This window comes from Agilicoccus flavus (assembly GCF_014857905.1).
GTDB classification, from domain to species: Bacteria; Actinomycetota; Actinomycetes; order Actinomycetales; family Dermatophilaceae; genus Agilicoccus; species Agilicoccus flavus.
This window is the reverse complement of sequence record NZ_JACYXE010000002.1, coordinates 194,938-220,281: the sequence shown is the minus strand read 5'-3', so window position 1 is coordinate 220,281 and position 25,344 is coordinate 194,938. Positions and strand designations below refer to the sequence as shown.

Sequence of the window (25,344 nt, the reverse complement as noted above, 5' to 3'; positions counted from 1 at the left end):
GCGCGCCCGTTCAGCCGGCCGCGCCGTCGACCGACGGCGTCGAACTCTCGGGGGTGCGTTCGCCCCGCGCGCCCGCCCCGGGCTCGGGCCCCGGCTCGCTCGCCGCTGCGGGCTCGGGCTCGGGCTCGGGGAGGGCGTCGAGGCCCCCCTCGAGCAGGAGCCGGAACCCCGCCTCGTCGAGGATGCGGACCCCGAGCTGCTCGGCCTTGTCGGCCTTGGAGCCGGCGTTCTCGCCCGCGACGACGACGTGGGTCTTCTTGCTCACCGACCCCGACGCCTTGCCACCGCGGGCCAGGATCGCCTCCTTGGCCTCGTCGCGCGAGAACTCCTGCAGCGAGCCGGTGACGACGACCGTGACCCCCTCGAGCGTCCGGGCGACGGAGGCGTCGCGCTCGTCCTCCATCCGCACGCCGTCGCGGGCCCAGGCCGCGACGATGTCGGCGTGCCAGTCGACGTCGAACCACGCGAGGACGGCGTCGGCGATGACCCCGCCGACCCCGTCGACGTTCGCGAGCTCCTCGCGGGAGGCGGACCGGATCGCGTCCATCGACCCGAAGTGCGCCGCGAGCGCGCGGGCGGCCGTGGGCCCGACGTGGCGGATCGAGAGCGCGACGAGCACGCGCCACAGGGGCTGCTCGCGGGCCCCGGCGAGGTTGTCGACGAGCCGCCGGCCGTTGGCGGACAGCACGCGGCCGTCGAGGATGCCCGGGGCCGGGACGCTGTCGGGATCTGCGGTCTCCTTGGTGGAGGCCGCCCGGGTGTACAGGGGCACGCGGGCGACGTCGGCGCCGGTGAGGGCGAACAGGTCGCCCTCGTCGGTGAGGACGCCGGACTCCAGCAGCGCTCCCGCCCCCTCCCAGCCGAGGGCCTCGACGTCGAACGCGCCGCGGCCGGCGAGGGAGAAGAGCCGTTCGCGCAGCTGGGCCGGGCAGGTGCGCGAGTTGGGGCACCGGATGTCCTTGTCGCCCTCCTTCTCGGGGGCGAGGGCGGTGCCGCAGGAGGGGCAGTGGGTCGGCATGACGAACTCGCGCTGCGTGCCGTCGCGCAGGTCGACGACCGGGCCGAGGATCTCGGGGATGACGTCGCCGGCCTTGCGCAGCACGACGGTGTCGCCGATGAGCACGCCCTTGCGGCGCACCTCGTCGGCGTTGTGCAGCGTGGCCATCTCGACGGTGGACCCGGCGACGACGACGGGGGCCATGACGCCGTACGGGGTGACGCGCCCCGTGCGGCCCACGTTGACGCGGATGTCGAGGAGCTGCGTCGTCACCTCCTCCGGCGGGTACTTGTAGGCGATGGCCCACCGGGGGGCGCGTGAGGTCGACCCGAGCCGCCGCTGGACGGCCACCTCGTCGACCTTGACGACGAGGCCGTCGAGCTGGTGCTCGACGTCGTGGCGGTGCTCCCCGAAGTACGCGACGCGGTCCAGCACCTCGTCGGCCGTGGAGACCACCCGGTTGTGCGTCGAGCACGGCAGGCCCCATCCGCGCAGGATCTCGTACGCCTCGCTCTGCCGCGTGATGTCGAACCCCGTGCGCGCCCCGAGGCCGTGGACGAGCATCCGCAGCGGGCGGCTCGCCGTGACCCGGGGGTCCTTCTGGCGCAGCGACCCCGCGGCCGCGTTGCGCGGGTTGGCGAAGGGCGGCTTGCCCGCCTCGACGAGGCGCGCGTTGAGCTCGGCGAACGCCTCGGTGGGGAAGAACACCTCGCCGCGGATCTCGACGAGGGCGGGCACGTCGACAGTGGCCGTGGCCTCGTCGTGGGCGTCGGCGGGCCGCTCGAGCCGGTGCGGCACCCCCTCGATGGTGCGCACGTTGTGCGTGACGTCCTCGCCCGTGCGGCCGTCGCCCCGCGTGAGGGCGCGCGTGAGCCGGCCGTCCTCGTAGAGCAGGTTGATCGCGAGGCCGTCGATCTTGGCCTCGGTGAGGAAGTGCACCTGGGCCCCGCCGGCCGCGGCGAGCGTGCGGTCGATCCACTCCCGCAGCTCGTCGGAGGTGAACACGTTGTCGAGGCTGAGCATCCGCTCGCGGTGGTCGACCGCCGTGAACTCGGTCGAGAAGGTGCCGCCCACGCGCTGGGTGGGGCTTTCGGGCACCCGCAGGCCGGGGTGCTCCTCCTCCAGGGCCTGCAGCCGGCGCAGGAGCCGGTCGAACTCGGCGTCGTCGACGGTGGGTGCGTCGCGCACGTAGTAGGCGAACTGGTGGCCGCGGATCGTCTCCGCGAGCTCCTCCCACTCGTGGCGGGCGGACTCCGGCGGGGGCGCCGCGGACGGCTCGGGCCCGCCGGCACCGTCGGCCGGGCCGGCCCCCGGATGCGGGTCGGCGGGCGGGACGGCGGGGTCGGCGTCGGTCACGCGTTCATCCTGCATCAGGCCACCGACAAGGTCGATGCGCCCGTCCCCTCGGGACCCTGTCGACCTCGGCGCCTCAGGACCGGATGCGTTCGGCGAGCGACCGGGCCGCCTCGCGGACGGCGACCTGCGTCTCGCGGGCCTGCGTCGGCGAGGCGCCGGCGAGGCCGCACGTGGGGCTGAGCGTCACGCCGAGCAGCCGCTCACGCTCGAGGCCGACCTCCGACCAGGACCGCTCGAGCCCGGCGGTGAGGGCGGCGACCGACCCGCGACGGTCGGCCGGCACGGCCAGCCCGGGCCACAGCTCGACGCCCGCCTCGACGGCGCCCGCGACGTCCTCCCACGCCCGCGCGTCGAGCAGCGTGGTGTCGAGCGAGAGCGCCTGCGCCCCCGCGGATCTCAGCAGGCCGACGGGAACCTGCGCCGCGCAGCAGTGGACGACGACGTCGGCGGCGGCGTTCCCCGCCTCGGTGGCGGCAGCGGCGCCCGCCCCGGCCCGCGCGCCCGAGCCGGCGGACGCCTCGCGCGCCGCGGCCACGACCTCGGCGAGGCGGCGCTGGACCTCCTCGGGGTCGACCGCGCGGTGGGCGCCGTACCCCGACGACGTGGGCAGTCGGCCCGCGAGCACCGCCGGCAGGCTCGGCTCGTCGAGCTGGACGACGACCCGGGCCCCCGGCAGCAGCCGCCGCACGTCCGCCACGTGCCCACGCAGGCCCTCGGCGAGGGACTGCGCGACGTCCCGGCTCGCGCCGAGGTCGCCGACCACCCGTTCGCCCCGCGCCAGACGCAGCTCGGCGGCCAGGGTCCACGGACCGCTCACCGCGAGCTTGAACGGCCCGGTGTACCCGTCGAAGGTCTCGGCGAGGTCGTCGAGGTCGCGCCGCATCGTGGCGACGGCCCGCTCCTCGTCGCGCCCGGCGTGGTCGACGAGGCGCCACCCCGACGGCTGCAGGTCGACGCTCAGCCCCGACAGGAGGGCGGCCGCGCGGCCCACGAGGTCCGACCCGGGGCCTCGCGCCGGCAGCTCGGGCAGGAAGGGCAGCCCCTCCGGCCCGTCGGCGAGCGTGTCGCGCACGACGCGCTGCGCGAGCCCCGCGTCGGTACCCGGCCACGATCCGATGCCCGTCGCTGCTGTCACCCCGCCACCCTAGACGGGGCGCCTCCGGTCGGTCCGTCGCCGGATCCCCGCGCGGCGTCGTCGAGTTCGCGCAACTCGACGCGAGCGTGACTAAGCGATTGCTCATACCGGTCGGTATGCTGGACCAACAGGTCGACCGTCCGACCGGCGGGGGATCACCGGAACGGACAGCAGCAACGGCGAGGGTGGGGTCGGAACGCCGGCCCGCCTCGACCGCGGAGAGGACGTGATGGTGGCCACCAAGAGCCGACAGCGCTCGACCGCCCCCGGCGACCCCGCGCGGCGGCGCCTCATCGAGGCGGGCATGAAGATCTTCGCCGAACGGGGTTTCGACGGCACGACCACCCGCGACATCGCGAGCGAGGTCGGCCTGTCCCCCGCGTCGCTGTACGTGCACTTCCGCAGCAAGGAGCAGTTGCTCTACGTCATCTCCCTCGGCGGCCACCAGTTCGTCGACGGGCTGGTCCGGGAGGCGCTCGAGGTCTCCGACGACCCGGCCGAGCAGATGGGCGCGCTGGCGGAGGGGGTCGTCGCCGGGCACCTCGACCGGCACGACGTCGCCCGCGTCATCAACAACGAGGTCGAGCGGCTGGGCCCCGACCACCAGGACGAGATCCTGCGCATGCGCGGGGAGGTCACCTCCCGGATCGCCGACACCATCGAGCGCGGCATCGCCGCGGGGATCTTCGACCCGGTCGACGTCCCGGTCACCGCGGTCGCGATCACCTCTCTGATCTCGGACTGCTGTCGCTGGTACCGCACCGACGACGCCGACGAGGTGGCCCACATCGCCGCGCAGTACCGGCGGCTGGTCCTCGGCATGCTCGGCCACCGCGAGGACCGGTCCGGCCGCGGCACCGGCCTGCGCCGCGCCGGGTGAGCGCCACCCTCCAGGCCCGCGGGGTCGCCGCGGGCCACGGGGACCGCCTCCTCTTCTCCGGTCTCGATCTCGTCGTCGCGCCCGGGGACGTCGTCGGTCTCGTCGGGCCGAACGGGTCCGGGAAGTCGACGCTGCTGCGCCTCCTCGCCGGACTCGAGAGCCCGCAGCGGGGCCGGATCGAGGTCTCCCCCCGGGACGCCCGTCTCGGCCATCTCGCCCAGCAGGTCGAGCGCGTGCCCGGGGAGTCGGTCGTCGAGCTCGTGCGGCGCCGGACCGGCGTCGCGGACGCGCAGGAGGCGATGGACACCTGGGCGCAGCGCCTCGCCGACGGCGTGGCCGGCGCCGACGACGCCTACGCGACGGCCCTCGAGGCGTGGCTCGCCCTCGGCGGGGCCGACGTCGAGGAACGGCTCGACGCGGTGCTGGCCGACCTCGGCCTCGACGTCGGGCCCGACGCGGTCGTCACCACCCTCTCCGGGGGCCAGGGCGCGCGGGTCGGGCTCGCGGCCCTGCTCGTGTCGCGCTACGACGCCTACCTGCTCGACGAGCCGACGAACGACCTCGACGCGGCGGGCCTCGCGCGGCTGGAGGACTTCGTCCTCGACGCCCCCGCGCCCGTCGTCCTCGTCAGCCACGACCGCGAGTTCCTTTCCCGCACCGTCGACTCCGTCGTCGAGATCGACCGCAGCCTCGAGCGCGTGGCGGTGTACGGGGGCAGCTACGACGCCTACCTCGAGGAGCGGAGCATCGCCCGCCGCCACGCGCGCGAGGCCTACGACGAGTACGCGGCCCGTAAGTCGTCGCTGCAGGAACGCGCCCGCCGCCAGCGGGCGTGGCTCGACAAGGGCACGAAGCAGGTGGCGCGCAAGGCCAAGGCCCGCTCGGGCCAGGAGCGCGACAAGTCGATCCGCGCCCACCAGCGCGCGACGAGCGAGAAGCAGGCGGCCAAGGCGCGGCAGACCGACCGGATGATCGAGCGGCTCGACGAGGTCGTCGAGCCGCGCAAGGAGTGGCGACTCCAGTTCGACATCGCCGCGGCCGAGCGGTCCGGCGACGTCGTCGCGAGTGCGCGCGGCGCCCGCGTGCGGCGGGGGGCGTTCGAGCTCGGCCCGGTCGACCTGCACCTCGACGTCCGGGATCGGGTCGCCGTGACGGGGCCCAACGGCGCGGGCAAGACGACCCTGCTCGCGCTCCTGCTCGGTCGGATCGCCCCCGATGAGGGCGAGGCGTCCCTCGGCTCGCGCGTCCACGTCGGCGAGATCGACCAGGCGCGGGCGGCGTTCGCCGACGACACGGCCCTGGCCCGCGCGTTCGGGCGGGAGATGCCCGACTGGTCCGACGCCGACGTCCGGACCCTGCTCGCGAAGTTCGGCCTCAAGGGCGACCACGTCGACCGGCCCGCCGCCTCCCTCAGCCCCGGGGAACGCACCCGGGCCGCGCTCGCGCTCCTGCAGGCGCGCGGGACCAACCTGCTCGTCCTCGACGAGCCGACCAACCACCTCGACCTGCCGGCGATCGAGCAGCTCGAGAGCGCGCTCGAGTCGTTCGACGGCACGCTCCTGCTCGTCACCCACGACCGCCGCATGCTCGAGTCGGTCCGGCTCACCCGCCGCCTGCACGTGGAGGGCGGCACCGTCACCGAGATCGAGCCCGACCGGGCCCCCTGACCCGGTCCGCTGCGCCCTGACCAGGGCCACCCTCGCCACGCGCGGTGCCCAGCGCCCGCGCACCGGGCCCTCAGGGGGCTCACGGGTCCGTCCGGGACCATCCGCAGGACCGGCGCGGGGGTCGCGGTCGGCGGGGGGAAGGGGCACCGACGTGGATCGAGGTCGGACGCGGACGTCGGACGACGCGCGCGAGCCGCTCCGGCGGCCGGGGGTCGCCGAGCTGCCCGTCATCGGCGGGCCCGATCCGATCGGGCCGCGCCAGGACGCGCGGCCGGGAGCAGAACGGCGGCGAGCGCGGTCCCGGTGGATCGCGGCCGGGATCGTCGGGGCGGGTCTGCTCGGCACGGCCCTGGCGATCCTCCTCGCCGCGCCGCCGGCCCCGAGGTGGTCCGCGCCGCCGCAGCTCCGCGCGACGCCGGACCCGGTGCCGACCGCCGCCGCCCCGCCGCCACCTCCCCCGGCGACCCGGGCGACGCCCGCCCCCGCCGGCGGCGCGGGCACCTGCACGCTCGACGACCTCCGCCTGACGAACGACGGGTGGGACGCCGCCGTCGGCAATACGTGGACGAGGGTGGTCGCGACGAACAGCTCCGGTCGGCGCTGCAGCCTGTCCGGCTACCCGGAGGTGCGGCTCGAACAGGGCGGGCCCCTCGCCCTCACGGTGCAGCGCACCGACGACCCCGGCCGCCTCGAGCCTTCCGGCGCCCCGGAGACGGCCCGCCCCGTGGGTCTCGACCCCGGCGAGGGGGCGGCGTTCACGATGTGGTGGCGCGGCTACCGCACCGCGGCCGACCAGCAGACCCCGCAGCGGCTCGTCCTCCGACTCACCTCGTCGCCCGCGACGGCCGACGTGCCCCTCGACCGCGCCCCTGCCCCGTTCGACGTCGTCGACGGCGCCATCGTCGAGGTCGGTCCCTGGCGCGCCCGGGTCGGCTGACCCGGCCCTGCAGGCTCCGCGCCGGGTCTCGACCTCGATGACCCGGCGCGTCGTCACTGTCGGTGGCGGCCCCTATCGTGCAGGGCATGGTGCCGCCCCTGCTCGACGCCGCCTGGCTCGCGTCGTTGGACGACGCGGCGCTGCTGCGCCGCTTCGGCGAGGCGACGTTCGAGCGCGGCCGGGCGTACGCGCGGGCGGGGCGGGTCGGCGCCCTCGAGACCGGCGACCACGGCCGCCTCGTCACGGCCCGGGTCGCGGGCGGCGATGCCCTCCCCTACCAGACGCTCGTGCTCGCGGGAGCGCCCGCGAACCGGGGCGGCGGGGCGCGGGCGGGCCTGAGCAGCCGGTGTTCCTGCCCGATGCGGTCCGACTGCAAGCACGTCGTCGCCGTCGTGCTGCGCGCCCGGGCCCTGGCCGGGCTGACGGCGGACGGCGCGGCGACCTCGACGGGGGCCGACGGTCCCGTTCTGGCCCGCCACCCCGCGACGGCGGACGCCACGACGACCGACCCGGACGGGACCTCGGACGTGCCGGCCTGGGAGGCCCTGCTCCGGCACGCGCTGCAGGCCCCCACCGGCCCGCACCCCGGCTCGGCCGACGTGGGCGAGCCGCTCGCGCTCGGCTTCTCGCTCGGCGTCCCGCCCGCCGCCGACCGGTGGGGCGCGCGGCCGCCGTCGCGGGAGCCGCGCCTGCGCCTGCGCCCGCTGCGGCGGACCCGCACCGGCCGGTGGGGCCGCACCGGCGCCGCTTGGGAGGACCTCGACCGGCTCCTCCCCGGCCGCGCCGACGCCGCCCACCTCGAGGTGCTGCGCCGCCTCGCCGCCCTGCGCCCGGTCAACCGCTACGCCTACGTGCGCGCGCCCGACCACCTCGAGGTCGACGGCCTCGGCCCCGCCGTGTGGGCGCTGCTCGCCGAGGCCGCCGGAGTGGGGGTCGAGTTCGTTCCCGCCGACCGGAGCGTGACCGCGGTCCGGCTGGCCCCGGACGAGGCCCGGTTCGGGATCGACGTGCGGCGGGCGCCCGACGGCGGGCTGTCCCTGGCCCCCCGCGTGCTCCTCGACGGGGTGTCACGGCCGGCCCGCGACGTCATGTGGTGCGGCTCCCCGCCGCACGGGGTCGCGTTCCTCGGGTCGGGGTCCGCCGGGACGCACCACGGGGCCGCGCGGGCGGGGGGCGACGGCGCGGGGGTCGACCTCGTCGTCGCCGGGCTCGACGCCCGGCTGCGCCCGGTCGAGGAGGGGCTCGTCCTCGGCCCCGAGACGGTGCACGTCCCGGCCGGCGACGTCGACCGCTTCACCGCCGCCTACTACCCGCAACTGCGGGCGGGCACGGTCCTGCTCGAGCACGACCTCGACCTGCCGGCCCCCGAACCCCCCGTGCTCACCCTCGAGGCCCGCTTCGAGGAGGGTCACCAGGTGCTCCTGCGCTGGGGGTTCCGGTACGTCGTGGGCGAACACGTCTACGACGTGCCCGTCGTCCCGCCGCGGGCGCGCCCCGCCGGCGCGGGCCCCGACGACGTGGCCCGCGACGTCGCCGCCGAGCAGCGGATCGTCGACGCGTTGCCCACCCCCGACTCCCCGGACGGGCTGACGACGCCGGTGGGCCCGCGGCGGGCGCTCGTGCCGGTGCAGCGGTTCTCCGGTGAGGACACCATCGCCGTCGCGAACGAGCTGCTGCCGGCGCTCGCGCGGCGGGACGACGTCCGGGTCACCGTCGTCGGTGACCCCCTCGACTACCGCGAGGCCGAACAGGAGCCCCAGATCCGCCTCGCCGTGCGCGACGCGGGCCCTGGGCTGCGCTCGGAGCGGACCGACTGGTTCGACCTCGACGTGTCCGTCGAGGTCGACGGCGAGCGGGTCCCGTTCCAGGCGCTGTTCACGGCGCTCGCGAAGGGGCAGCCGCGGATGCTGCTCGACTCGGGCCGCTACTTCTCCCTCGCCTCCCCCGCCCTGCACCGGCTCCGGGAACTCATCGAGGAGTCCCGGCACCTGTCCGACCACCAGGGCTCGACCCTGTCGGTGCGGCCCGTGCACGCCGGCCTCTGGGAGGACCTCACGGCCATCGGCGTCGTCGTGGAGGAGTCCGCGGCGTGGGTGCGATCGGTCGGGGCCCTGCTCGAGGCGGGCCCCGGCGCCGCCGCGGCCGCGCAGTCCCCGCCGCCGGAGTCGCTGCGGGCCACGCTGCGGCCCTACCAGCTCGACGGCTTCCGGTGGTTGTCGCTGCTCTGGGACGCCGGTCTCGGCGGGGTCCTCGCCGACGACATGGGGCTGGGCAAGACCCTCCAGGTCCTCGCGGTCGCGGTGCGCGCCGCGCAGCGGGGCGACCTCGACGGGGCGCCGCTGCTCGTCGTCGCGCCCACGAGCGTCGTCGGTGCCTGGGAGGAACAGGCCGCCGCGTTCGCCCCCGACCTCCCGGTGGCGGCGATCACCTCGACGACGCGCCGCCGGAAGACGCCCCTCGCGCAGGCGGTGGGCGGCGCCCGCCTCGTGCTGACGACGTACGCCATCGCCCGGCTCGACGGCCCGGAGTTCGCGGAACTGCGCTGGTCGGGGGTCGTCCTCGACGAGGCGCAGGCCGTGAAGAACCACCGCAGCAAGACGTACCACGCGATCCGGCGCATCGGCGCGCCGCGGCGGTTCGTCGTCACCGGCACGCCGCTCGAGAACAGCCTCATGGACCTGTGGTCGCTGCTGTCGATCGCCGCCCCGGGCCTGTTCCCCGACCCCGAGACCTTCGCCGACGTCTACCGCCGTCCCATCGAGGAGGGCACCGACCCGGCCAAGCTCGAGCGGCTGCACCGGCACCTGCGGCCGCTCGTGCTGCGGCGCACCAAGGAGGCCGTCGCCGCCGACCTGCCCCCCAAGCAGGTGCAGGTCGTCTCGGTGGACCTCTCCCCCGCGCACCGCCGCGTCTACGACCGCGTGCTGCACCGCGAGCGGCAGAAGGTGCTCGACCTGCTCGACTCCGGCGGGTTCGAGAAGAACCGGCTCGTCATCTTCCGGTCCCTGACGACGCTGCGGCTCCTCGCGCTCGCACCCGGGCTCGTCGACGCCTCCGCCGCACCCTTCGACACCGGCGCGCCCGCCGCGGGCACGAAGATCGACGTCCTCATGGAGCTGCTCGAGGACGTCGTCGCCGGCGGCCACCGCGCGCTCGTCTTCAGCCAGTTCACGCGGTTCCTCGGCATGGTGCGCGAGCGGCTCACCGCCGAGGGGATCGGGCACGTCTACCTCGACGGCCGCACCCGGGACCGGGCGAAGCGGATCGAGACGTTCCGCACCGGCGACGACCCGGTCTTCTGCATCAGCCTCAAGGCGGGCGGCACCGGCCTGACCCTCACCGAGGCCGACTACGTCTTCATCCTCGACCCGTGGTGGAACCCGGCCGCCGAGGACCAGGCCATCGACCGCGCCCATCGCATCGGCCAGGACAAGCACGTCATGGTCTACCGCCTCGTCGCCGACGCGACCATCGAGGACAAGGTCGTCGCGATGCAGCAGCGCAAGCGCGACCTCTTCGACCAGGTCGTCGGCGACGCCACGGACGTCGCCGCGCCCCTGTCGCCCGACGACATCCGGGCCCTGCTCGCACCGTGACGCGCGGGCCGGGAGCCCGCATCGCCCCGTGCGTGGCGAGCGCCGGCGTGGCGAGCGCCGGCGTGGCGAGCGCCGGCGCGCCGGGCCCGGGGTCACCGGGCCCGGCGGCTCAGTCCTCCGGCTCGTAGCCGAGGTTGGGCGAGAGCCACTTCTCGGCCTCGGCCATCGACCAGTTCTTGCGCTTGGCGTAGTCCTCGACCTGGTCCTGGCCGACCCGGCCGACGACGAAGTACTGGCTGTCGGGGTGCGAGAAGTACCACCCCGACACCGCGGCGCCGGGCCACATCGCCATCGACTCGGTGAGCTCGATCCCGGTCCGCTCGGTCACGTCGAGGAGGTCGAACAGCGTCTCCTTCTCGGTGTGGTCGGGGCAGGCCGGGTACCCGGGGGCGGGGCGGATGCCGCGGTACTTCTCCGCGATGAGGGCGTCGGCCTCGAGCTGCTCGTCGGGGGCGTAACCCCAGAACTCGCGCCGGACCCGCTCGTGCAGCCGCTCCGCGAACGCCTCCGCGAGGCGGTCGGCGAGCGACTCGAGCAGGATGCCGCTGTAGTCGTCGAGCTCCGCCTTGAACGCGGCGATCCGGTCGCCGGCCCCGAGCCCCGCGGTGACGGCGAACCCGCCGACCCAGTCGTCCTTCCCGGCGTCCTTCGGGGCGACGTAGTCGGCCAGCGACCGGCTCGGCACGCCCGCCCGGTGTTGACCCTGCTGGCGCAGGTGGTGCAGCGTCGTCGCGACCTGCGCCCGGTCCTCGTCGCGGTACAGCTCGATGCTGTCGCCCACGGCCGTCGCCGGGAAGAAGCCGATGACCCCGTTGGCGGTGAGCCAGCCCTCGTCGACGACGCGATCGAGCATCGCCTGGGCGTCCTCCCACAGCCTCGTGGCGGCTTCGCCGGTGGCGGGGTTGTTGAGGATGTCGGGGAAGCGACCCTTCATCTCCCACGCGTTGAAGAACGGCTGCCAGTCAATGTACTCGCGCAGCTCGGCCAGCGGGTACTCCTCGAACGTGCGCGTCCACCCGTCGGGCGCGCCGCCGGCGAGCATCGCCGGCTTCGGGGGCGTGTAGTCCGCCCACTCGATCGGGGTGCGGTCGGCCAGCGCCTGCGTGTACCGGATCAGCGGCCGCTCGTTCGACTTGGCCGCGTGCCGGCGGCGCAGCGCGTCGAAGTCCTCCTGCACGTCGGCCATGAACTGCTCGCGGCGCGAGTCGGACAGCAGCGCGGACGCCGTCTGCACCGACCGGCTCGCGTCCTTGACCCAGACGACGGGGCCGGAGTACTTCGGGTCGACCTTGACGGCCGTGTGCGCCCGGGACGTCGTCGCGCCGCCGAGCAGCAGCGGGATCTCGAGCCCGAGGCGTTCCATCTCGGCGGCGAAGTTCACCATCTCGTCGAGCGAGGGGGTGATGAGGCCGGAGAGCCCGATGAGGTCGGCGTTCTCCTCCTTGGCGGCGTCGAGGATCTTGCTCGCCGGCACCATGACGCCGAGGTCGACGACGTCGTAGTTGTTGCACTGCAGGACGACCCCGACGATGTTCTTGCCGATGTCGTGGACGTCGCCCTTGACCGTCGCCATGACGATCTTGCCCTTCGCCCGGGCGGCGTCGCCCGGCTTCTTCTCGGCCTCGATGTAGGGGATCAGGTGCGCCACGGCCTTCTTCATGACCCGCGCCGACTTGACCACCTGCGGCAGGAACATCTTTCCCGCGCCGAAGAGGTCGCCGACCACGCCCATGCCGTCCATGAGCGGGCCCTCGATGACGTCGAGGGGGCGCCGGCCCTCGCTCGCGAGCTCGGCCCGCATCTCCTCGGTGTCGTCGACGATGTGGGCGTCGATGCCCTTGACGAGCGCGTGCGTGATCCGCTCCCGCACGGGCAGCGACCGCCACTCCTGCGCCGCCACCTCCGCCTGCTCGCCCGTCCCGGCGAACTCGCCGGCGATCTCGAGGAGGCGCTCGGTGGCGTCCTCCCGGCGGTTGAGGACGACGTCCTCGATCCGTTCCCGCAGGCGCGGATCGATCTCGTCGTAGACGACGAGCGCGCCGGCGTTGACGATGCCCATGTCCATCCCCGCGCGGATCGCGTGGTAGAGGAACACGGCGTGGATGGCCTCGCGGACCGGGTTGTTGCCCCGGAACGAGAACGAGACGTTCGAGACCCCGCCCGAGACGAGCGCACCCGGCAGGTTCTCCTTGATCCAGCGGGTGGCCTCGATGAAGTCGACGCCGTAGTTGCGGTGCTCGTCGATGCCCGTCGCGATGGCGAAGATGTTCGGGTCGAAGATGATGTCCTGCGTCGGGAAGCCGACCTCGTCGGCGAGGATCCGGTACGCCTCCCCGCAGATCGCGATGCGGCGCGCCAGGTCGTCGGCCTGCCCGTCCTCGTCGAACGCCATGACGACGATCGCCGCACCGTACTTGCGGCACAGGCGGGCCCGCTCCACGAAGGGCTCCTTGCCCTCCTTCATCGAGATCGAGTTGACGATCGACTTGCCCTGGATGCACCGCAGACCTGCCTCGATGACCTCCCACTTGCTCGAGTCGACCATGACCGGGACCCGCGAGATGTCCGGCTCGGAGGCGACGAGCTTGCAGAAGCGGTCCATCGCCTCGACGCCGTCGATCATCCCCTCGTCCATGTTGATGTCGATGACCTGCGCGCCGTTCTCGACCTGCTGGCGGGCGACGTCGAGCGCGGTGCCGTAGTCGCCCTCCTTGATGAGGCGGCGGAAGCGGGCCGACCCGGTGATGTTCGTGCGCTCCCCGACGTTGACGAACAGCGAGTCGGGCGTGACCGTGAACGCCTCCAGCCCCGACAGGCGCAGCGCCGGTGCCGCCGCCGCCGGCTCGCGCGGGGCGAGCCCCTCGACGGCCTCGGCGATGGCGCGCACGTGCTCGGGCGTCGTGCCGCAGCACCCGCCCACGGCGTTGACCAGGCCGTCCTTGGCGAACGACCCGACGACGGCGGCCATCGACTCGGGCGACTCGTCGTACTCGCCGAACGCGTTCGGCAGCCCCGCGTTCGGGTAGCACGAGACGAAGCAGTCGGCCACGCGGGCCAGCTCGGCCACGTACGGCCGCATCTCCTCCGCGCCGAGCGCGCAGTTGAGGCCGATCGCCAGGGGCCGGGCGTGCCGGACGCTGTTCCAGAACGCCTCCGTCGTCTGCCCCGACAGGGTGCGGCCCGACGCGTCGGTGATGGTGCCGGAGACGACGACCGGCCAGCGCCGGCCCCGCTCCTCGAAGAGGGTCTCGAGGGCGAAGATCGCGGCCTTGGCGTTGAGGGTGTCGAAGATCGTCTCGACGAGCAGCACGTCGGCGCCGCCGTCCACGAGGCCGTTCGCCTGCTCGAGGTAGGCCTCGACGAGCTCGGCGAAGGCGACGTTGCGGGCCCCCGGGTCGTTGACGTCGGGGCTGATCGAGGCCGTGCGGTTCGTCGGGCCGAGGGCGCCGAGCACGTACCGGGGGCGGCCGTCGGCGGCCTCGTGCGCGTCGCAGGCCTGCCGCGCGATCCGCGCCGACGTCACGTTGAACTCGTACGCCAGCTCCTCCATGCCGTAGTCGGCGAGGGAGATCCGCTGGGCGTTGAACGTGTTCGTCTCGACGAAGTCGGCCCCGGCGTCGAGGAACTCGTCGTGGATGCCCCGGATGAGCTCCGGCGCGGTCAACGAGAGGAGGTCGTTGTTGCCCTTGAGGTCGCGCTCCCAGTCGGCGAACCGCTCCCCGCGGTAGTCGGACTCGTCGAGCTGGTGGTGCTGGATCGACGTGCCCATCGCGCCGTCGAAGACGTGGATGCGGGTGGCGAACGCCGCCCGCAGGGTGTCGGTGGCGTCGGGGCGGAGGTCGGTCGTGGGGGCGTCGGAGCGGCTGCTCACAGGTGGATCCCTTCGGGTCGCGGGCAGCACGACTGTATCGCCGGACGCCGGGCGCTCCCTGTGGACCTCGTGCGGCCCCCGGCGGGACCCGGCGTGCGTCGGCGTGCGTCGGCGGGCCCCGGCGAGCACGAGCGGGGCGTCGCGGCCGGAGGGCGTGGCCCCGGCCCGCGGGAGGCCGCCGGCCGAGCTCGATGTGTGACGGGTCACGTGTGTCCCACATATGGGGTCCTGAGCTGCGATGATGGTGGAATGCGTGAATTCGGTGTCCGCACGGACGACGGCGGAGAACTCTCCGGGATCGACTTCGGCGGGGACGGCCCGGCCGTGCTCGCGACCCACTACCCGGGCTTCGGCCCCCTCCAGTTGTCGGGCCTCGCCGACGCCCTGCGGGGCCGCGCGCGCCTCGTCGCGCTCGCCCTGCGCGGGCACGCGGGCAGCACCGCCGAGCCCGTCGTCGGCTCGGCCGACCCCGACGACTTCGGCCGCGTCGCACAGGCCCTGGGGTTGGACCGGCCCGTGCTGCTCACCCAGAGCGCGACCAACGCCGCGGCCGCCGCCGCGGCGATCGCCCGGCCCGACGCGTTCCGTGCGCTCGTCCTCGTCAACGGCCTCTTCCCGGCCGTCGCCGAACCGCACGAGCTCAATCACGAGAACCCCATCGACGAGGACTTCGGGCCCCAGATGACCGAGCGGCTCGGGCTCGACACGGTGGCGCGGACGCCGCAGGAACGGGAGGAGCTCATCGACGCGATCACGGAACGAGCGACCCGGGACTGGCTCCTCGACGTCGACCGCGACCTGCGCCCCGAGATCGCGTTCGGGGTGCGCGAGACGGAGGGCGGGTGGATCTACCGCCCCACGACCGACGTCCTCGTCACCGCCTTCTCCCTGCCCACGCAGGGCCCGTACGTCCCGCTGCGGGCGACCTACGGGCGCATCCCCGTCCCCGTGCACGTCGTCGTCGGCGAGACCAGTTTCGACCACCCCGGCGGCACCGACGTCGACACGCTCGCCGACGAGCTTCCCGGGGTGGACGTGACCGTGCTCGACGCGGGCACGTTCCCGCTCTACTCGCACGCCGACCGCATCGCCCAGATCGTGCTCGGCGCCGCGCGCGACGCCTGACCGGCGGCGATGGCCGGCGGCGCACGCGCGCCGCCGGCCATCCGCCTGTCCGTCCCCTCAGCGCACCCGGATCCGGCGGCCCGCCTCGTCGGGCGGGCTCACGGTCAGGGGCTCGATCCGGGCCACGACGGCGGGAGGGAACGCCCTCGCCCGGGTCCCGGCGTCGGTGACGACGTGGAGGCCGAGGATCTCCTCGGTGGCCCGCAGCCGCCCCTGCACCCACATCTCGTGCCACAGCCACAGGGTCTTGGCGCCGCACCCGATGATGCTGCTGCGCACGTGAAGGGTGGCCCCGGGCGGGACCTGGTCGAGGTAGCGGACGTGGGCCTCCACCGTGTACAGCGAGGCCCCGGTGGCGACCACGTCCTCGGGCGGCAGGCCGATGCGCCGCATGACCTCGTCGGTCGCGTGCCCGAAGACGAGGACGTAGTACGGCTCGGACACGTGGCCGTTGTAGTCGATCCACTCCGGGCGCACGTCCTCGGTCCACTCGACGACGGCGCTCACGTGTCCTCACCCGCCCACCCGGACGCGCGCTCCGGGCGATCCGCCGGGGCGTCCGGGTGCGTCGACCCCGCCGGCAGGCGCCCCGTGGCCCGCAGGACCGCGATGAGGGAGGCGTCCCGCTCGGCGACGAGGTCGGCGACGCTGCGGCCGCCCGCCTCTCGGTCGCACCCGGCCACGACCTCGTCCCGCAACCGCGGGGTCAGCTCCGGGGCCTCCAGCCGCGTCCACGGCGAGAGCAGCGACGGGCCGAAGTGGTCGAGCATGTGGGCCATGCCCCCGGGCCCGCCGGCGAGGTGGAACGTGAGCATCGGCCCGTGGAACGCCCACCGCAGCCCCGGCCCCTGCACGACGGCGGCGTCGATCTGCTCGACGCTCGCCTCGCCGTTGGCGACCATGTGCAGCGCCTCCCGCCACAGGGCCTCCTGCAGCCGGTTGGCGACGAAGCCCGGCACCTCGGCGTCGAGGACGAGGACGGACTTGCCCGCCCGCGAGTAGAACTCGCCGACCCAGGCGACGACGTCGGGATCGGTGCGCGGGCTGCCCGCGACCTCGACGAGCGGGATGAGGTACGGGGGATTGAAGGGGTGCCCGACGACGAAGCGCTCCGGATGGACGACGCCGGTGTCCATCTCGCTCATCCCGTACCCCGAGGTCGAGGACGCGACGACGACGTGCGGTCCGGCGGCGGCGTCGATCGCGGCGAGCAGGGCGCGCTTGAGGTCGAGCACCTCGGGCGCGCTCTCCTGCACGACGTCGGCGCCGGCGACCGCGTCCTCGAGCCGGTCGCACATCGTCAGGCGGTCCCGGCTCGCGCCGGGCGCCAGGCCCACCTCCTGCAGGGCCGGCCACGCCGCGTCGACGAGCGCGGACAGGCGCTGCTCGGCGTCGGGCGCGGGGTCGTGGGCCCGGACGTCGTACCCCCGGGCCAGGTAGTACGCGGTCCAGCCACCGCCGATGACGCCCGCCCCGACGCACGCGACGGTGCGCACGTCGGCCGGGCTCACCCGCCGGCTCACCGCGGCCGCAGCGCGAGGATCTCGCGCGCCTCGTCGGGGGTCGCCACGCTCGCGCCCATCGCCTCGACGATGGTCCGCGCGTTCTCGACGAGCCGGGCGTTGGTGACCGTGTTGCCCTTGCCGAGGTAGAGGTTGTCCTCGAGCCCGACGCGCACGTGCCCGCCGAGGAGCACCGACTGCGCGACCCAGGGCATCTGCATCCGCCCGAGCGCGAACGACGCCCACACCGCCCCGTCGGGCACCTGCTCGACCATCCGCATGAGCAGCCCGGGGTCCGCCGGCGCGCCGTAGGGGATGCCCATGCAGAGCTGGTACATGGCGGGGGCGTCGACGAGGCCCTCGGCGACGAGCGTGTTCGCGAACCAGAGGTGCCCGGTGTCGAAGATCTCCATCTCGACGCGCACGCCGAGCTCCTGGATGCGGCGGGCGCCCTGGCGCAGGATGTCGGGCGTCGACACGTAGAGCAGGCTCCCCTCCCCGAAGTTGAGCGACCCGCAGTCGAGGGTGCAGATGTCGGGCCGGAGCTCCTCGACGTGGGCCAGGCGCTCGAGACCGCTGACGAGGTCGGTCCCCTCCCCCGGCCCGCCGCCCGGGTCGTCGGGATCCACGTACAGGTCCCCTCCCATCCCCGCGGTCGTGTTGATGACGACGTCGACGCCGGACCCGCGGAGGCGTTCAACGGTCTCGCGGTACAGCGCGACGTCGCGGCTGCCCTGCCCCGTCCGCGGATCGCGCACGTGGACGTGGACGATCGCGGCCCCCGCGCGCGCCGCCTCGATCCCCGCCTCGGCGATCTGCGCGGGGGTGACGGGCACGTGCTCGGACTTCGCGGTCGTGTCGCCGGCGCCGGTCAGGGCGCACGTGATGATGACCTTGCGGTTCATGGAGGATCCTCTCGGTCGTGGGTCGGGCCGGCCCCGGCGTCGAGGACGGCGGCCAGGGCGAGGTAGGCGAGGTCGCGGCACGCCCGGTCGTGCCAGGCGTCGTCGTAGGCCCACCGACACAGCCACGCCACGACCGTGCGGGAGGGCGCGTCGACCGCGACGAACTGGCCGCGGCTGCCGTCGGCGGCGACCCGCCGCCCCGCGTCGTCGAGGGGCCACCAGTGCCCGCCGAACCCGACGTGGGTGCTGATCGTGCTCGGCAGCCGCCCGGGTCGGGTGAACGGCAGCGCGGGGCGCGACGTCGTCCCGAGCCACGCCGCGTCGAGCAGCGGGCGCGACGCCGTGCCGCGCCCGTCGAGCTGGAGGAGGCCGAGCCGGGCCCAGTCGCGCGCCGTCGCCGCGAGGCCGCCCCCGGCGAACGCGACACCGTCGCCGTCGACGAGGACGAGCGCGTCGTGCTCGCACCCCAGATCGGCCCAGAGCCGGGTGAGGTCGGCCGCGAAGCTGCGCCCGGTGGCGCGTTCCCGCACGAGGTCGAGCACCTGGGAGTCGGCGCTCGAGTACCGCCATCGGGTCCCCGGCGCGGCGCCCCGCCCGACCCGGGTCGCCGGGTCCCGCACCGACCCGACCCCCGTCAGGGCCGCCGACACGAGCCGGGACGCCGGCCCGGCCGGGTCCCGGTGGTCCTCGACCCAGTCGGTCCCGCTCGTCATGCGGAGCAGGTCGCGGACCGGCACGTCGGCGTATCCGGTCCCGCGCAGCTCCGGAGCGAGGACCTCCGCGGCGGCGTCGAGGTCGAGCTCGCCCGCGACGACGGCCCGCCCGACCAGGTGGGCGAGCGCCGACTTCGTCGCGGACGCTCCGAGCAGACGGGTGTCCGCGGCCACGTCGTCCGCGTACGCCTCGTGGACGAGGGCGCCGTCCCGCACGACGACGAGCGCGCTCCAGGCGAGCTCGTCGAGCACCTCGGGCAGGGTCCAGGTCCGCCCGCCCCCGGCGAGCGTGAGTCGCTCGAGCGGGTCCCGGCCCCGCCCGGTCGCGTCGGGCAGCGGGCGGGGGTCGGTGGCCGGGACCGGGACGGACCGCGCCGGAGCAGGGTCGACGAGTCGCACCTGCGCGATCAGGGAGCTCACCGCAGCGTCGGGGTGTTCGCGAGCAGCGTCTTCGTGTAGTCCTCCTGCGGGTTCTCCATGACCTCGACGACGAAGCCCTGCTCCACGACCCTGCCGCGCTGCAGCACCTGGACCCGGTCGGCGATGGACCGCACGAGCGCGAGGTTGTGCGTGACGAAGAGCATGCTGATGCCGCGCTCCCTCTTGAGCCGGTCGAGCAGCGCGACGATCGACCCCTGGACGGAGACGTCGAGGGCGGAGGTGATCTCGTCGCACACGAGGACGTCGGGTTCCGCGGCGAGGGCCCGCGCGATGGCGACGCGCTGACGTTCGCCCCCCGAGAGTCGGTTCGTCCGGTATGTCAGGACGGTCGGACCGAGGGCCACGGCGTCGAGGAGCTCCACCGCGCGGTCGGTCGCCGCCTTCCCCTTCGCGATCCCGAACAGCTCCATCGGGCGGGTGACGATCTGCTCGATGGTCAGGCGCGGGTTCAGGGACAGGTAGGGGTTCTGGAAGATGTACTGGATCCGCTTGCGGTCCGCGGCGCTGCGCCCGCGGGCGCCGCGGGCGAGCTCGTGCCCGCCCAGCTCCACCCGGCCCGTCCACTGGCGGCTCAGCCCGCCGATGGCCCGGGCGGTCGTGGTCTTGCCCGAGCCCGACTCGCCGACGAACGCGAGGACCTCGGCCCGGGCGAGGTCGACGTTCACGTCGAAGACGACCTGCGTGCGGCCGTAGAAGACGTCGAGGTGCTCGACGCGCAGCACGACGTCGCGCTGTGCGCTCGGGGCCGTGTCGGCGATGTCGCCGGTGTCGATGCTCCACGGCGGGAGCTCCGCGTGGTGCAGGCACCGCACGACGTGGGCGGGGCCGACCGTCTCGGGTGGCGGGTCCACGCGAGCGCACTCGTCCGTCGCGTAGGCGCAGCGGTCGTGGAAGCGGCAGCCCTGCGGGCGCCGCCCCGGCCCGGGCGTGCTCCCGGGGATGCCGGCGAGGGCCCGCGCCGACGACAGGTGCGGAATCGCGTCCAGCAGGGCCCGCGTGTAGGGGTGGGCCGGGCGGGCGAAGATCTCCTCGCGCGGCCCGATCTCGGCGATGCGGCCCGCGTACATGACGGCGACGCGGTCGGCGAGGTTCGCGACGACGGCGAGGTCGTGGGTGACGTAGAGGGCGGCGACGTCGTGGGCCGCGCACAGGTCCTTGACCGTACGCAGGACCAGGTTCTGCGTCGTCACGTCGAGCCCGGTCGTCGGCTCGTCGAGGACGAGGACCTTGGGGCGGGGCAGGAAGGCCATCGCGAGCGCGACCCGTTGCACCTGCCCGCCCGAGAGCTGGTGCGGGTACCGGGCGAGGAACTCCTCGTCGCCCGGCAGGCCCACCTCGGCGAGTCCGGCGCGGGCGCGGGCGAGCCGGTCGGCGGCGCTGCCCTCCTTCGCGAGCTCGAGCAGCTCGACCATCTGGCGGCCGATGCGGATCGCCGGGTTGAGAGCGGCTCCGGGGTCCTGCGGGACGTAGGCCACCCGGCGTCCCCGCATGGCGCGGACGGCGCCGAGGTCGAGGCGGAGCAGGTCATGGCCGTCGATGTCGACCGCGCCCTGCGTGATGCGCGCCCCCGCACGGGAGTACGCGAGCAGGGCGGTCCCGACGGTGGTCTTTCCCGAGCCGGACTCCCCCACGAGGCCGACGATCTCGCCCGGTTCGAGGACGAGGTCGATGTCGTCGACGACGTCGATGCCGCTCCCGGTGAGGGCGACCCGCAGGTCGGTGACGCGGGCCCCGGTCCCGGCGCCGTGGGAGCCGGGCCGGTCGGGGCCGTGCTGGTCATCTGAGGGCGCGCCCTCGGCGGCGGTGGCGGGCATCACTGCCCTCCCTTCCCGGCGACCTGGGCGACGCCGTCGGCGAGCAGGTTGGTGCCGATGGTGAACACTCCGATGACGAGGACGGGCAGCACGACGGCCCACGGTTGGACGAGGAGGGCGAGCCGGTTCTCGTTGATCATCTGCCCCCAGTCGGCGGCGCCCGGGTTGGTCGCGAACCCGAGGAACCCGATGCCCGCGACCATGCCGATCGAGTAGGTGAGCCGCAGGCCGGCCTCGGCGAGCAGCGGGGCGGTCATGTTGGGCAGCACCTCGGCGAGCAGGACCCGGGCGCGGGACTCGCCCAGGGCCTCGGCGGCGGTGACGAAGTCGCGCGGGACGATGCCGAGGGCGACGCCCCGGGCCACCCGGGCCACCCGCGGGGCGTGGGAGAACCCGACGAGCAGGACGATGACCCACCAGGCCGGTTCGCTGATCGCCGTGAGCACGAGCAGCGCGAGGAGGATCTGCGGGAACGCGAGGACCACGTCGTTGAGGCGCATGAGGGCCTCGTCGATCCAGCCGCCCGCGTAGGCGGCGACGACGCCGATGAGGACGCCGAGCACCATCCCGAGGATCGTCGCGAGCAGGGAGACGAGCAGGATCGAGCGGCCGCCGGCGAGGACGCGACTCAGGACGTCCTGGCCGAGGTAGTCGGTGCCGAACGCCCCGTCGGTCGTGAAGGGGCGGCCGACGATGTCGTTCTGCCCGTGGGGGGCGAACGAGGGCCCGGTCACGGCGAGCAGGGCGACCGCGAGGGTGACGACGAGGCCGACGACGAAGCGGCGGGAGCGCAGGTAGGGCAGCAGGGCGGTCATGACGCGATCGCCGTCCTCGCGCGGGGGGTGAGCAGGATCGAGACGACGTCGGCCACGAGATTCACCGCGACGTAGACCGCCGCGAGGACCATGGCGAGCGCCTGGACCATCGGGAAGTCGCTGTTGCGGACCGAGTCCACGAGGCTCGCCCCGACCCCCGGGTAGGAGAAGAGGTACTCGACGATGACGATGCCGCCCGCGAGCCACGCGAACTGCAGGGCGATGACCTGCACGCCGGGCACGATCGCGTTCCGCAGCGCGTGCCGGCGCATGACGATCGACTCGGGCACCCCCTTGAGCCGCGCGAGCTCGACGTAGTCCGAGTCGAGCACCTCGAGCAGGCTGGAGCGGACGATCCGCGAGACGTAGGGCGCGACGGCGACGACGAGCGTGACGACCGGCAGGATCATCGACACCGGAGTGCTCCAGGGCGGGGCCCCGCCGCCGGCGATGGTCACGGCCGGCAGCACGTGCAGCACGGTCGTGGAGAAGACCGCGACGAGCAGGATCCCGATGACGAACTCGGGCAGCCCGGCCAGGGTGAGCAGCACGACCTGGATGATCCCGTCGGCCCGGCGCCCGCGGTAGTGCGCGGAGAGCATCGCGATCCCGATGGCGACGGGGATCATGACGAGCGCGGCGACGACGACGAGCACGGCCGAGTTCGCGACGCGGGGGCCGATGAGCTCGCCGACGGGCAGGCCGCTCGCGACGGAGACGCCCGGGTCGCCGGTGATCAGGTGCCCCAGCCAGGAGAAGTACCGGGTCAGCACGGGGTCGTCGAGGTGGAGTTGCTCGCGCAGCGCGGCGACCCGTTCGGGGCTCGTGCCGTAGTCCTTGCCGAGGACGGCGCGCACCGGGTCACCGAGCGCGCTCGTGGCGAGGAAGACGACGAGCGAGCACAGCCACAGCGTGAGCAGGGCGAGCAGGAGGCGCCGACCGATCCACAGGGCCCAGGCCCCGGTCGCCGGGCGCCGCCGCACGCCCGGGCCGGGCAGCGTCGCGAGGGCGGCGGTGTCGGTGGAGGTATCGGTCATGACGGCCTCACGAGACGAAGGACGCGTGCTTGAACCCGAAGGCGTCGCACGGCTGGTAGCGGTGGGGCTTCAGCCCCGTGACGAGATTGGAGTACGCGTCGACCTGGCGCCGGAAGCCCCAGATGATGTAGCCGCCGCGCTCGTACTCGATCTCCTGGGCGTCGTGCAGCAGGCGGTTCCGGGCGGCCTCGTCGGTCTCGGCGCTCGCCGCGCGGACGATCTGGACGAACTGGGGGTCGTCGAAGTGGGTCTCGTTGTAGGGCGAGGACTTCAGGGCGCACGAGGCGACCTGCGGCAGGTAGTTGCGGGTGTTCCAGAAGTCCTGCGCGAAGTTCCAGGACAGGTACCGGTCTCCGTAGAACGTGTTCGGGTCGGCCTTGGTGAGCCGGACCCGGATGCCGGCGCCGCGGGCCTGATCGACGAAGAGGTTCGCCGACTCGACCCCACCCGCGCCCACCGCGGTCGAGGTGACGAGCTCGACGTCGAGGTCCGCCTGCCCGGCGGCCCGCAGCAGCGAGCGGGCCCGGTCGACGTCGCGTTCGCGCTGCGGGAGGTCTCGCGCGTAGGCCGGGTCGAACGGTGCGTACAGGTCGTTGCCGAGGAAGCCGTAGCCGTTGAGGGCCTGGTCGATCATCTGCCGGCGGTCGACGACGAGCCGCAGGGCCTCGCGGACCCGCGGGTCGGAGAAGGGCGCGACGTCCACGCGGATCGTGAACGGGACCCACGCCCCCGAGTCGGCGACGAGCGTGGAGGCCCCCTGGTTCCCGATCGTCCCGACGAGGTAGGTGGGCAGGTTGTCGATGCTCTGCACCTGCCCGGCCAGCAGGGCGTTGACCTTGGCGGCGTCGTCGGCGAAGTCGTAGATGAACAGCTCGTCCACGTAGGCCGGGGTGTCCCAGTACCCGTCGTGGCGCCGGAACTGCGAGAGCTGGCCCGGCACGAAGCGCTCGTACCGGAACGGCCCGGTGCCGACCGGGTTCGACAGGTCGAAGTCGGTGGGGATGATGCCGACCGTGTACTCGGCGAGGAGCTGGTCGAGGATCGCATACGGCGTCTTGAGCTTCAGCGAGATCGTCCGCGGGTCGACGATCCGGCTGGCCTTGAGGTCGAGGACCTCCGCGAGCTGCACCCCGCCCGGGGCCGTCTTCTTCGGGTCGGTGACGACGGCGAGGGTGTGCAGGACGTCCTGCGCGGTCACCGTCTTGCCGTGGTGGAACTCCACCCCCTGCCGCAGACGCACCGTCCACGTCAGCGCGTCGTCGCTCGGCTCGATGCTCTCGGCGAGCGCCGGCTCGACCTCGTAGTCGTTGTTCCAGCGCAGGAGGGGTTCGTAGAGGTTGAAGCAGCGCGCGATGTCGGGGTTCGTCACCGGGAAGTGGGGGTCGAGGGTGTCCTTCAGCCCGCCCCCGGTCGCGCCGTGGCTGTACACGCCGCCGCGCCGGCGGGGGGCGTTCGCGGGCGCGGGCGCCGGCACCGATCCGCAGCCGGCGGTCAGGCCCAGCCCCGCGAGACTCGCGACCCCGGCGGAGGCCAGGCGCAGCGCCTCCCGGCGCGACATCTCGAGCCAGGCGCCCGGGGCCGCCGACCTCGGGTCGTTCCGGACGTGCTGATTCACCATGCGAACCCCTTCGACGTGATGCGAACATAGGGGTGACCCAGATCACACGTCAAGGGGTGTCATGCGCAGCGACTCGCGAGCCTCCCGCCGCGCCCCCGCCGCGACGCCGCCGGCCGGGCCCCGGGACAACTCCGTCCAATCCGTCCACCGCGCAGCGCAACTGCTGCGCGCCGTCGCCGCCGCCTCGCTGGCCGCGCGATCCACCGGGGCGCCCACGCCCGCGGCGTCTCACGACGCGGGGCCGACTCCGGAGGCCACCGTCCCGGCGCTCGCGGCCGCGTGCGGCCTGCACCGGGCCACGGCCTACCGGATCCTCCTGACCCTCGAGACGGAGGGCCTGCTCGGACGCGACCCGTCCGGGGCGTTCCGGATCGCGCCGGGCCTCGTCGAGATCGCGGCCGCCGCCGGGCACGAGGCCCTCGTCGACCGGGTGCATCCGACCCTGCTCGCCCTCAGCGCGCGCACGGGCGAGACGGCGGCGCTGGCCGTCCCCTCCGGCGGGTCCCTCGTCTACGTCGACGAGGTCGTCCCGGCGAGGGTGCTCGCCGCGAGCTGGGCCGGGCGGAGCGTCCCGCTACACGCCACGTCGACCGGCAAGGCCTACCTCGCCGCGCTCGGCGGGCGCGAGCGCGTCGCCCTGCTCGGCCCGGGGCCGCCGGTCGCCCACACCGACACGACGATCACCGACCGCGACGCGCTGCTGCGGGATCTGGAACTCACGCGCGAGCGCGGGTACGGGACGTGCCGCGGCGAGCTGGAATCGACGCTCGACGGGGTGAGCTCGGCCGTGCTCGACGGGCGCGGCCGCCCGGTGGGCGTCGTCAGCCTGTGGTGGCCGGTGAGCCGGCTCGACGACGAGGCCGCCGCGGCCGCCGGGCACCTCGTCCGCGACGCGGCGGCGACCCTGTCCCGCGCGTGAGGAGACCGCGCGCCGG

The 25,344-nt window shown here is 74.5% G+C and carries 17 protein-coding genes; 6 read left to right on the top strand and 11 right to left on the bottom strand.

Annotation, left to right across the window (positions count from 1 at the left end; all coding sequences use genetic code 11):
* Window positions 1-10: 10 nt before the first annotated feature.
* Window positions 11-2,368: an NAD-dependent DNA ligase LigA gene (gene ligA / locus ICW24_RS04465; protein ID WP_226344513.1), complete on the bottom strand. Its 2,358-nt coding sequence runs from the start codon at window positions 2,366-2,368 to the stop codon at window positions 11-13.
* 58 nt (window positions 2,369-2,426) lie between these two features.
* Window positions 2,427-3,488 (bottom strand): uroporphyrinogen decarboxylase/cobalamine-independent methonine synthase family protein, encoded by a 1,062-nt coding sequence (locus ICW24_RS04460; RefSeq protein ID WP_226344512.1) that lies wholly within the window; start codon window positions 3,486-3,488, stop codon window positions 2,427-2,429.
* Window positions 3,489-3,720: 232 nt separating this feature from the next.
* Between ICW24_RS04460 and ICW24_RS04455 the strand changes: the two genes are divergently transcribed.
* The 4 genes from ICW24_RS04455 to ICW24_RS04440 all read left to right on the top strand — a co-directional run bounded on the left by ICW24_RS04455 (window position 3,721) and on the right by ICW24_RS04440 (window position 10,568).
* Window positions 3,721-4,368 carry a TetR/AcrR family transcriptional regulator gene (locus ICW24_RS04455; protein ID WP_226344511.1) on the top strand — a complete coding sequence of 216 codons (648 nt, stop codon included), beginning with the start codon at window positions 3,721-3,723 and terminating at the stop codon, window positions 4,366-4,368.
* Window positions 4,365-6,035, top strand: a complete 1,671-nt coding sequence (locus ICW24_RS04450; RefSeq protein WP_226344510.1) for an ABC-F family ATP-binding cassette domain-containing protein — start codon at window positions 4,365-4,367, stop codon at window positions 6,033-6,035. The genes ICW24_RS04455 and ICW24_RS04450 overlap by 4 nt, the downstream gene beginning before the upstream one ends.
* Before the next feature lie 151 nt (window positions 6,036-6,186).
* Window positions 6,187-6,972 (top strand): DUF4232 domain-containing protein, encoded by a 786-nt coding sequence (locus ICW24_RS04445; protein WP_226344509.1) that lies wholly within the window; start codon window positions 6,187-6,189, stop codon window positions 6,970-6,972.
* Window positions 6,973-7,058: 86 nt separating this feature from the next.
* A complete protein-coding gene (locus tag ICW24_RS04440; RefSeq protein ID WP_226344508.1) occupies window positions 7,059-10,568 on the top strand; it encodes a DEAD/DEAH box helicase in 3,510 nt (1,169 codons plus the stop codon).
* 109 nt (window positions 10,569-10,677) lie between these two features.
* On the opposite strand, the gene metH is transcribed toward ICW24_RS04440, so the two are convergent.
* A complete protein-coding gene (metH, locus tag ICW24_RS04435) occupies window positions 10,678-14,439 on the bottom strand; it encodes a methionine synthase (protein WP_226344507.1) in 3,762 nt (1,253 codons plus the stop codon).
* A gap of 249 nt (window positions 14,440-14,688) precedes the next feature.
* On the opposite strand from metH, the gene ICW24_RS04430 reads away from it, so the two are divergent.
* The gene (locus ICW24_RS04430; protein ID WP_226344506.1) at window positions 14,689-15,564 is read left to right on the top strand and encodes an alpha/beta fold hydrolase; all 876 of its coding nucleotides are present in this window, start codon (window positions 14,689-14,691) and stop codon (window positions 15,562-15,564) included.
* Between the two features lie 57 nt (window positions 15,565-15,621).
* Here the strand turns inward: ICW24_RS04430 and ICW24_RS04425 are convergent, their stop codons facing one another.
* The 8 genes from ICW24_RS04425 to ICW24_RS04390 are packed head-to-tail and all read right to left on the bottom strand — an operon-like array spanning window position 15,622 to window position 24,409.
* The gene (locus tag ICW24_RS04425; RefSeq protein ID WP_226344505.1) at window positions 15,622-16,071 is read right to left on the bottom strand and encodes a thioesterase family protein; all 450 of its coding nucleotides are present in this window, start codon (window positions 16,069-16,071) and stop codon (window positions 15,622-15,624) included.
* Window positions 16,068-17,075 (bottom strand): 3-hydroxyacyl-CoA dehydrogenase NAD-binding domain-containing protein, encoded by a 1,008-nt coding sequence (locus ICW24_RS04420; protein WP_226344504.1) that lies wholly within the window; start codon window positions 17,073-17,075, stop codon window positions 16,068-16,070. The genes ICW24_RS04425 and ICW24_RS04420 overlap by 4 nt, the downstream gene beginning before the upstream one ends.
* A gap of 8 nt (window positions 17,076-17,083) precedes the next feature.
* Complete coding sequence (locus ICW24_RS04415) at window positions 17,084-17,971, bottom strand: beta-keto acid cleavage family enzyme (protein ID WP_226344503.1); 888 nt, start codon at window positions 17,969-17,971, stop codon at window positions 17,084-17,086.
* Complete coding sequence (locus tag ICW24_RS04410) at window positions 17,968-19,104, bottom strand: serine hydrolase domain-containing protein (protein WP_226344502.1); 1,137 nt, start codon at window positions 19,102-19,104, stop codon at window positions 17,968-17,970. The genes ICW24_RS04415 and ICW24_RS04410 overlap by 4 nt, the downstream gene beginning before the upstream one ends.
* Window positions 19,101-20,939: an ABC transporter ATP-binding protein gene (locus tag ICW24_RS04405; RefSeq protein WP_226344501.1), complete on the bottom strand. Its 1,839-nt coding sequence runs from the start codon at window positions 20,937-20,939 to the stop codon at window positions 19,101-19,103. Before ICW24_RS04405 ends, ICW24_RS04410 begins: the two co-directional genes overlap by 4 nt.
* The gene (locus ICW24_RS04400) at window positions 20,939-21,754 is read right to left on the bottom strand and encodes an ABC transporter permease (RefSeq protein ID WP_226344500.1); all 816 of its coding nucleotides are present in this window, start codon (window positions 21,752-21,754) and stop codon (window positions 20,939-20,941) included. The genes ICW24_RS04405 and ICW24_RS04400 overlap by 1 nt, the downstream gene beginning before the upstream one ends.
* The gene (locus ICW24_RS04395) at window positions 21,751-22,791 is read right to left on the bottom strand and encodes an ABC transporter permease (protein ID WP_226344499.1); all 1,041 of its coding nucleotides are present in this window, start codon (window positions 22,789-22,791) and stop codon (window positions 21,751-21,753) included. Before ICW24_RS04395 ends, ICW24_RS04400 begins: the two co-directional genes overlap by 4 nt.
* 7 nt (window positions 22,792-22,798) lie before the next feature.
* The gene (locus tag ICW24_RS04390; RefSeq protein WP_226344498.1) at window positions 22,799-24,409 is read right to left on the bottom strand and encodes an ABC transporter substrate-binding protein; all 1,611 of its coding nucleotides are present in this window, start codon (window positions 24,407-24,409) and stop codon (window positions 22,799-22,801) included.
* Between the two features lie 61 nt (window positions 24,410-24,470).
* On the opposite strand from ICW24_RS04390, the gene ICW24_RS04385 reads away from it, so the two are divergent.
* Window positions 24,471-25,328: an IclR family transcriptional regulator gene (locus ICW24_RS04385; RefSeq protein ID WP_226344497.1), complete on the top strand. Its 858-nt coding sequence runs from the start codon at window positions 24,471-24,473 to the stop codon at window positions 25,326-25,328.
* Window positions 25,329-25,344: the final 16 nt, after the last annotated feature.